The 8,763-nt window shown below is 69.6% G+C and carries 8 protein-coding genes, 1 tRNA gene and 1 other RNA gene; 5 read left to right on the top strand and 5 right to left on the bottom strand.

The window, feature by feature from the left end; translation table 11 throughout:
* The 3 genes from AWC17_RS10835 to ffs form a co-directional block, all read right to left on the bottom strand.
* Positions 1-1,259, bottom strand: a 1,259-nt coding sequence (locus AWC17_RS10835; RefSeq protein WP_085164622.1) for a DNA polymerase III subunits gamma/tau, incomplete at its 3' end; no start/stop codon positions are given.
* Positions 1,260-1,367: 108 nt separating this feature from the next.
* Complete coding sequence (locus AWC17_RS10830; RefSeq protein ID WP_141224578.1) at positions 1,368-2,660, bottom strand: aspartate aminotransferase type Ic; 1,293 nt, start codon at positions 2,658-2,660, stop codon at positions 1,368-1,370.
* A gap of 85 nt (positions 2,661-2,745) precedes the next feature.
* Positions 2,746-2,840: signal recognition particle sRNA small type (ffs, locus tag AWC17_RS10825), an RNA gene on the bottom strand.
* A gap of 74 nt (positions 2,841-2,914) precedes the next feature.
* On the opposite strand from ffs, the gene AWC17_RS10820 reads away from it, so the two are divergent.
* Positions 2,915-3,000, top strand: a tRNA-Ser gene (locus AWC17_RS10820).
* A gap of 89 nt (positions 3,001-3,089) precedes the next feature.
* The gene (gene lucA, locus AWC17_RS10815) at positions 3,090-3,866 is read left to right on the top strand and encodes a lipid uptake coordinator LucA (RefSeq protein WP_046186857.1); all 777 of its coding nucleotides are present in this window, start codon (positions 3,090-3,092) and stop codon (positions 3,864-3,866) included.
* On the opposite strand, the gene AWC17_RS10810 is transcribed toward lucA, so the two are convergent.
* Together AWC17_RS10810 and AWC17_RS10805 are read right to left on the bottom strand one after the other, a co-directional pair.
* On the bottom strand, positions 3,867-4,610 hold the full coding sequence (locus AWC17_RS10810; protein ID WP_231614248.1) for an enoyl-CoA hydratase/isomerase family protein: 744 nt from the start codon (positions 4,608-4,610) through the stop codon (positions 3,867-3,869).
* A 14-nt stretch (positions 4,611-4,624) separates the two neighbouring features.
* Positions 4,625-5,005: a hypothetical protein gene (locus tag AWC17_RS10805; protein WP_046182028.1), complete on the bottom strand. Its 381-nt coding sequence runs from the start codon at positions 5,003-5,005 to the stop codon at positions 4,625-4,627.
* 124 nt (positions 5,006-5,129) lie between these two features.
* On the opposite strand from AWC17_RS10805, the gene AWC17_RS10800 reads away from it, so the two are divergent.
* The 3 genes from AWC17_RS10800 (at position 5,130) to AWC17_RS10790 (ending at position 8,761) form a co-directional block, all read left to right on the top strand.
* The gene (locus AWC17_RS10800; RefSeq protein ID WP_414738880.1) at positions 5,130-5,630 is read left to right on the top strand and encodes a lipoprotein LpqH; all 501 of its coding nucleotides are present in this window, start codon (positions 5,130-5,132) and stop codon (positions 5,628-5,630) included.
* Positions 5,631-5,726: 96 nt separating this feature from the next.
* Complete coding sequence (locus AWC17_RS10795; RefSeq protein WP_085164620.1) at positions 5,727-7,418, top strand: hypothetical protein; 1,692 nt, start codon at positions 5,727-5,729, stop codon at positions 7,416-7,418.
* Positions 7,415-8,761, top strand: coding sequence for a CHAT domain-containing protein (locus AWC17_RS10790; protein ID WP_085164618.1), 1,347 nt, complete (start codon positions 7,415-7,417; stop codon positions 8,759-8,761). The genes AWC17_RS10795 and AWC17_RS10790 overlap by 4 nt, the downstream gene beginning before the upstream one ends.
* The last annotated feature ends 2 nt before the right edge of the window (positions 8,762-8,763 follow it).

Below are 8,763 nucleotides of genomic sequence, written 5' to 3'. Positions count from 1 at the left end.
GGGGTGGCCTCGTTCGGCGGGGTGGCCTCCTTGCGGGGCCGCACGGGCGCGGCCACCGCCGGCCGCGACGGGTGCGCGGCGGCCGTCTCGGAGGCGGGGATCGACATCTCCAACCGGGTCTCGATCCGCTCGACGCGCTGCAGCAGTGCCGACTCGGTGTCGCTGGCCGAGGGCAGCAGCAGCCGCGCGCAGACGACTTCGAGCAGCAGCCGCGGGGCCGTCGCGCCCCGCATCTCGCCCAGCCCCGCCTGCACGACCTCGGCGTAGCGGGTCAGGGTGGCCGACCCGAGGCGGGTCGCCTGGTCGCGCATCCGGTCGAGCACGTCCTCGGGGGCGTCCACCACGCCGCGGCTGATCGCGTCCGGAACCGCTTGCAACACGATGAGGTCGCGGAACCGGTCCAGCAGGTCGGTGGCGAAGCGCCGCGGGTCGTGGCCCGCGTCGATCACCGACTCCACCGCGCCGAACAACGCCTCGGCGTCCGACGCGGCGAGGGCGTCCACCGCGTCGTCGATCAGCGCGACGTCGGTGGCGCCCAGCAGCCCGAGCGCCCGCGGGTAGGTGATGTGGTTGTCGTCGGCTCCGGCGACCAGCTGATCGAGCACCGACAGCGTGTCGCGTGGGGAGCCGCCGCCGGCGCGGATCACCAGCGGGAAGACCGCGTCGTCGACGACGACGCCCTCCTGCTCGCAGATCCGCCCGATCAACGCCCGCATGGTTTTCGGCGGCAGCAGCCGGAACGGGTAGTGGTGGGTGCGCGACCGGATCGTCGGCAGCACCTTCTCCGGCTCGGTGGTGGCGAAGATGAAGATGAGGTGCTCGGGCGGCTCCTCCACGATCTTGAGCAGCGCGTTGAAACCTGCGGTGGTCACCATGTGCGCCTCGTCGATGATGAACACCCGGTAGCGCGACTGCGCCGGCGCGTAGAACGCGCGGTCCCGCAGCTCACGCGTGTCGTCCACGCCGCCGTGGCTGGCGGCGTCCAGCTCCACCACGTCGATGCTGCCCGGGGCGTTCGGAGCCAGCGCCGTGCAGGATTCGCACACCCCGCACGGATTGGCCGTCGGCCCCTGCGCGCAGTTGAGCGAGCGCGCCAGGATGCGCGCCGACGAGGTTTTTCCGCAACCGCGCGGACCGGAGAACAGATAGGCGTGGTTGATCCGGCCGGCTTCCAGGGCGATCGACAGCGGTTCGGTGACGTGCTGCTGCCCCACCACCTCGGCGAAGGTTGCCGGTCGGTACTTGCGGTAGAGGGCCACGGTCAGCAGGCTACCGGCGCCGGCCGACCAGAGCGCGGCTGGCGTCGAGTGTGCGGCAGCGGCTTCGAGTGCGAACCCACGGTGGACTCACCCGGCGTGTCGTCGCCGTCAGCGCACGCTGTATGCGGAGGGCGCCAGCAACGACTCCGAGGCCGCCAGCAGCGCGCAGGTGGCCAGTCCGTCGACCGCGTCGCGCAGGTCCGGCAGCGACGGGAAGGTGGGCGCGATCCGGATGTTCTTGTCGTCCGGGTCTTTTCGGTACGGGAACGACGCACCCGCCTCGGTCACGGCGATGCCCGCGTCCTTGGCCAGGGCCACGGTCCGGCGCGCCGTGCCGGGCAACACGTCGAGGCTGATGAAGTAGCCGCCCTGGGGTTCGGTCCACGACGCGATCTTGGAGTCGCTCAGCCGCTTGTCCAGGATGTCCAGCGCCAATTCGAATTTCGGCGCCAGTATCTGCTGGTGGCGCAGCATGTGCAGGCGTACCCCGTCGGCGTCTCGGAAGAAGCGCAGGTGCCGCAGCTGGTTGACCTTGTCCGGGCCGATCGACTTCTTCCCCGCGTATTGCAGGTACCACGCGATGTTGCCCAGCGATCCGCCCAGGAAGCTCACGCCGGCACCGGCGAAGGTGATCTTGGAGGTGGACGCGAAAACGTACGGCCGGTTGGGGTTGCCGGCCTTGGCCGCCAGCCCGAGCACGTCGACCTGGCGGATGAAGTCGTGCGTCAGCGTGTGCACCGCGTACGCGTTGTCCCAGAACAGCCGGAAGTCGGGCGCCGCCGTCCGCATCTGGACGAGCCGGCGCACCGTTTCCCAGGAGTAGGTAATTCCGGTGGGGTTGCCGAACACCGGCACCGTCCACATGCCCTTGATGGCGGGGTCGACGGCGACCAGCTCCTCGATCAGGTCGACGTCGGGGCCGTCCTGCAGCATCGGGACGGGGATCATCTCGATGCCCATCGTCTCGGTGATGGCGAAGTGCCGGTCATACCCGGGAACGGGGCACAGGAACTTGACGCTCGGTTCGTCCTTCCAGGGGCGCTGCGAGTCGACGCCGCCATACAGCATCGAGAAGGCGACGAGGTCGTGCATCAGCTCCAGGCTGGAGTTGTTGCCGGCGATCAGGTTGGGCACTGGAATGCCGAGCAGCTCGCCGAAGATGGCCCGCAGCTCGGGCAGGCCGTGCAGGCCGCCGTAGTTGCGGGTGTCGGTGCCCTCACTATCGCGGTAGTCGTCCCCGGGCAGGCTCAGCAGCTGGTTGGACAGGTCGAGCTGCTCGGGCGCCGGTTTGCCGCGGGTCAGGTCCAGGGCCAACTTCTTGGCCTGCAGATCCGCGTAATCCTGCTGGTTGCGCGCGTGCGCGGCGGCAAGCTCTTCCGGGCTGAGGGAATCCAGCGACACCATGGACCCTTTCGCTGTCGAACGCTGCAGAGTGGCGATCGCAAGCGCGGCGAAGCCGGGCGCAGCGGGTTGCCACTCATCAAACCTAAGGGGACCCCGCGCACCCGACAGAGCCCATTGACCCTTGCTGCCTTCCGGCCCTGGGGGAGTTCATAGGATAGACGCCGCGCGGGGTCCACGACGAGTCTAGTACCTGGCGCGCAGCGAGCGGCGGCGGCCACAGAGCCCTCAAGACACTCGGTTACCATGGCCACGGAGGATTCGCCTAGTGGCCTATGGCGCTCGCCTGGAACGCGGGTTGGGTTAACAGCCCTCGCGGGTTCAAATCCCGCATCCTCCGCAATTGGTCCGCCACGCGGACGGGCACGATGGTTTGGAATCGGGTTGGTCGCCTTTAGGCTGGCCTGAGCCACCAGCATGAGGAGGCTTATGGGGCGCAAGGTCGCCATCCCGTGGCACGCGACTTTCTCGATCGCTGCCGGCGTCCTCTACTTCTTTTTCGTGTTGCCCCGTTGGCCGGAGCTGATGGGTGACACCACGCATTCGTTGGGGACGGCGCTGCGTATCGCGGCGGGTGCGCTGTTCGCCCTGGCCGCACTGCCCGTGGTGTTCAACCTGTTGCGGGTGCGCAAGCCGGAGCTGGGGACCCCGCAGCTGGCCCTCACCCTCAGGGTCGCCTCGATCGTGGCCCATGTGCTGGCGGGTGTGCTCATCATCGGCACGGCGATCAGCGAGATCTGGCTGAGCCTGGACGCCGCCGGACAGTATCTGTTCGCCATTTATGGCGCGGCCGCCGCGATCGCCGTGCTCGGGTTCTTCGCGTTCTACCTGTCGTTTGTCGCCGAGTTGCCGCCGCCGCCGCCGAAACCGATCAAGGCGAAGAAACCCAAGAAGCGTCGGTTGCGCCGCAAAGAGGGCGAGGAGGCCGACACCGAGGAAGAAGCCGAGGAAGAAGCCGAAGACGCCGACGAGTCGGAGGCCGAAGACGCCGAGGCTGAGGCGGAGGAGACCGAGACCGTCAAGGCCGAGACCTCCGACGAGACCGAGGTGGCCGCTGCTCCCGAGCCGGCGGAAGAGACCGCCGAGGCCACCGAGGAGACCGAAGACGCCCAGGCCAAGTTGCGCAACCGCCGCCCGACGGGGAAGGGGTCGCATCGGATGCGGCGCCGGCGGACCAGGGGCGGTGTCGCGCTCGACGAGGACTGATCAGTCGCGCCGCCGCAGGCGCTCCACGTAGGCGGCGATGCGTTGCAGGGTCTCGTCCGCGCCCCACATCTGGCGGACCTCGTCGTCGATACCCCCGCCCTCGCGGATCCGCGCCATCGTCGGCGCCCGCAGCTGGGTCTTGGTCTGGCGATAGGCGTCGGCCGGGATGCCGCCGAGATCGGACGCCTCCGCGACGGCCGCCTCGACGAGATCGTCGGCGACCACGCGATGGGCCAGTCCGCGGGCCACGGCCTCGGGCCCCCGATAGGTGCGCCCGCCCAGCAGCACTTCCTCGGCGTGATCCCCGCACGCGTAGCGCATGACCTCCAGCGCGGCGACCGGAAACGGCACGCCGACGCGCACCTCGGCCGCCCCGATCTGCGCCTCGGGGCCGATGAGGCGGCGGTCGCAGGCGCACGCGAGCACGCATCCGCCCGCGATCGCGGCGCCGTTGATCGCGGCGACGGTCGGGCCCGGATAGCAGAACACCGCCTCGAACGCCGCGGACAGCGCCGGGACCAGGCGATCGGTGTACCCGGCGCCGCCGTCCACCACGCGGTTGAGGTCGACCCCCGCGCTGAACGCCCGGCCGGCGCCGGTGACAACCAGCGCGCCGGCGTCCGAACGCCCCAGGTCGCGGACCGCCGAGGTCAGCTCCTCGAGCAGCTCGACGTCCTGGGCGTTGACGGGACCCGACGACAAGGTCAGCACCCGCACGGATTCCACGGTCTTGATGTCGATCACGGTCACGTCCTCGGTCAGCGGCTCACGGCCGCGATGACGACCGGAATGTCGGTGTTCTCATCGGTGTGGTAGCTCGCGCACACGCGGTGGTAGCCGTCGGCGATCTGCAACGGGACACCGGTCGGGAAGTCGCCGCGTACCAGCAGGATGGGCGACAGCGGTTGGCCCTTCTCGATTTTGGTCAGGTCCGCCGCAACATGGGGATTGTCGACCGGCAGCAGGCCCAGCCGCGCCGCCCGCAGAATGTCTTTGGCCTTCCGGTGGGCGACCGGCCCGGCCTTCAGCTTCTTGATCACCTTCTTGACGGTTGCCGAGTCGGCGAGCATGGCCAGGTAGTCCGCTGCCGCCGGGAAGTCATGGGCCTCAGGCTTTTCCAGCCACTTCACGCTCAGCATCGCGTGCCTCCCTTCGTCAGCGCCGACCTCGACGCAGCCTACCGGCTCGACGCCGCGGAGTTTGGGATCGGTAGCGAATCGCGCGGACTGTACTTGCGCCATGGCGACGCCACCGGGGCGGCGCATGAAGGAAGGAAACCTCAAAGTGAAACGTCTTCTCGCGGCTGCGATTGGGACACTGGGCGCCGCATCGGTGCTGGTGGGGTGCTCCAGCGGCGGCCACACGGCCAGCCCGGCATCGAGCACGGCACCCAGCGTCGCCAACGGTGGCGGCGCACAGGTCAAGGTTGGCGGCACCGACCTGGCGGGCCTGGACCCGGCCTCGGTGACCTGCGTCAAGACCGGCGGCAAGATCGACATCGGCAGTGGCTCCAGCGGCGGACGGCAGGCGCTCGCCGTCGTGATGACCGACGAGGCCACCCCGAAGGTCGAGTCGCTGGCAATGGTTGTCGACGGTAACGCCCTGTCGGTCAGCAACAACATGGGCGCGAAGGTCGGCTCGGCCAACGTGGCCGTGGACGGCAAGACCTACACCATCACGGGCCAGGCGCAGGGCGCCGACTTGAAGAACCCGATGGCCGGAATGATCACCAAGGACTTCAACATCAAGGTGACCTGCGGCTGATCGGTCGCGACCGAGCGGCGGACGTGCCTGGATCACGCGTCCGCCGCTCGCCGCTTTCGGATGCCCGGACGACACCCCGGGACTTATGATGCAGCCGTGTCGATCCCCGACGAGTTGGACAACGCGCGCCGCCTGGCGTTCGCGGCCGACGACGCCGGGGCCCGCGATCTGTTGCTGTCCTTGATACCGCGCATCGAGCGGGAAGATCGGGACGATTTCATGCTGGAAGTCCTCGCGCAGCTCGGCGAGACCTACCTTGACCGCGGCGCGAATGACGGGGTGCGCGAATCCATCCGGCGCATCCGAGACTGCGTGGCGATCTACGCGAACATGCCCGCCGACGCCGACATCGCACACATGATCCGTCGGTACTCGCGGCGGGCTCAGTTTCTGCAGACCGGCTTGGCCGCGGCGATCGGCGATCACGAAGGCGCGGCGACGGCGCTGGCGGTGTTGGATGACGACACGGATATTCCCGGCCTGGCCGACGAACATGAGCGCCTGCGCGTCCATGCGCTGGTGTTGTGCGCGAGGGCGCTGTGCGACGACGACCTGCATGTGCGATCAGTCCCGTTGTGGGAGCGCGTGGTTCGCGGTATCGGCGACTACCGTGGGAGCGGCGAGGCCGCGGACCACGTTCGGGTGGTCGCCGGCATCGGGTACGGCAGGTTCTGCGTCGAAACGGGCCGGCTGTCGGAAGCCGATCCCTGGCTGCGTCGCGCGGAAGCGCGGGCGCAGGCCAATGGCTGGGAACTGGCCACGGCGCGTGCGCGATTGGAGCGGGCGGTGGCGTGCTGGGCGGCGAACGACCACGCCGGCACCGAGCAATTGGTATCGGAGGCTTATCCGGTCATCGCCCGGCACGCCCGGGCGCACGACGTCGCCCGCTGCTGGCTGTACATGGGCCTCACCCGGCTGGGGGCCGGCGCACTGGAAGCCGCCGACGAATGCTGGGAACACGCCGAGCGGTTCTGGCGGGAATTGGGCAAGCCGCTGCACCTGCACCGTATCTTGTTGCAACGCAGCTGGATAGCGATATTCTGGAGCCGGTTCGCCGACGCGGTCGAGCTGATCGCCCAGGCCCGCGAACTTCTTGACTCGTCGCCGCGCAGCAGCTGGCTGCAGTACGCGCTGCTCGACAATCATCTCGGTACGGTGTGGCGCGCGGACGCGTCGGCGGACCTCGGTTTCGACAGTTCTGGCGATCCCGACGAGACGCTGCAGGAGACCGAGGCGCGGCAGGCGGAGGGACTCGGCATCCTCCACGGCGAGGTCGGCACCGAGGAATACTGGCGGGGCCTGACCAAACTGCAACAGGCCGCCGAGCTCAAGGTGCCGGCCGCGCTGGCCGTTGACTCGGTGCGGTACTCGATCGTCGACGCCGACGCGCGAGCACGCTGGGCCACCAGCATTTCGGCCCCCGTCCTGGCCGGCGCGTTCGCCGTCGCCTGGGAATGGGAGAACACTGAACTGATCAGTGAGCTGGTCGAGTACCACAGCGCGCGAGGGACTTTCGATACGGGTCCGCAGCGGCCGCGGGCCGGTGAATGGGCGTTGACGGCCACCGCCCCCGTCCCCGTCGATACCGACCTGGAGCCGGCCCCGGCGCTGGCCGCGGCCGGCTCGCCGGCTCCCGGTGGCACATCGCTGACCCGGCTCGGACCGTTGCCGCCGTTGCGGATGCAGCCGGACGCCGAGCCGATCCTGAGCCACTATCGCGCGCTGGCGTTCCAGCGCTATGGCCGCGACGTCACCGCGGGCGAGCCCGCCTGGTCGACCTGGCCATGAGCGACACCGACCGGACCACCCTGATCCTGCGTTACGCCGACGTGGGGATCGCCACCTACGCCAGCTTGCGGATCGTCGGGCAGCCGTCGAAAACCGTGACCTGGGTGGTCGAAGAGCCGCTGCTGCTGGCCGCGCTGGAAGAGCTGGCGAACGCCCTGCCCGAGCCCCACGGCTCCGAGGGCCGGCGGGACGCCATCGAGCGTGCCCTGACCTCCGGACCGTTCGCGGCGCCGGAGAGCGAACTGACGCTCGCCTACATCCTCGGGGTGTTGCTGATCAGCTCCGCGGCCTGGCAGCTGTTGACGGAGTGCGTTGCCACGCCGCGCGCGGTGCTGTTCGTCTCGCCCAGCGCGCGGCTGGCGCGCGTCCCGTGGGGATTGCTGGCGGTGCCGAAATCGGGGCCCAGCAAGGAGGAATTGGTGCGCGCCCGCCAGGAGGCCATCACCGCCAGCGGCAGGGCCGCGGCCCGGATCCCCTGGCAGCTTGCCGATATCGGGAAACATACCGACGGCCACCGGCTGATGGAATTGGTCGACGTCCTGATGGCGGTCCCACCGAACATCGTGCACTCACCGCGGGTGCCGAACCGATGGGACTCGAGGAAAGACGGTGCGCCGCTCCTGGTCCTCGACCCCCGGGTGCCGGGGCAGCGCCCGGACTCCGCGCTGGGGTCGGTGCTCGGCAGGCCCTCGCCGGAAACACCGTTGGCGCGGCACTTTACCAACGTGATGGAGCACCGGCCGGTGCTGCCGCCCGTCTACGCCGCGGTCGAACTGTTCCGCCGCCAAGACGCCGATCGCACGTGGCTGGCCAAGCTGCTGGCTCAGGCCCCCAGCCGGCTGTTCTACGTCGGGCACGCGAGTTCGGCGGACGGTCAAGCGGATCGGGCCGCGCTGCACCTGGCCGATACCGCCGAGACCCCCGGCGACGCCGATGCGATCGGTGATCACCGCCCGCTCACCGCGTCGGACCTGATGGCCCTGCAACTGCCGATGCCGCCGCGGGTGGCCCTGCTCGCATGCGGGTCGGGTGGCGACTATCAATTCGACGAGGCCACCGGGCTGGTGGCGGCGATGATCCTGGGCGGCGCACAGTTGGTGACCGCCACCCTGTGGTCGCTGCCCACCACCGCCGCGTATCGGCAATTCGCCACGGCGGCCGCCGATCCGATGGCCGACGTCGTGGCCGCCGTGGATCGCGCCCACGACACCGAAGCCGACGCCGGGTGCGCTGTGAACCGTTGGCAGCGCGAACAGATGCGGCGCTGGCGCGACGGCGATGCCACGGCCAGCCCGCTGTACTGGGGCGCGGTGGTCACCTTCGCGGTGGACGGCGCACGGTAGCG

This window comes from Mycobacterium nebraskense (assembly GCF_002102255.1).
Lineage (GTDB): Bacteria > Actinomycetota > Actinomycetes > Mycobacteriales > Mycobacteriaceae > Mycobacterium > Mycobacterium nebraskense.
The sequence above is the reverse complement of the archived record's forward strand: the minus strand, read 5'-3'. Positions and strand labels throughout refer to the sequence as shown.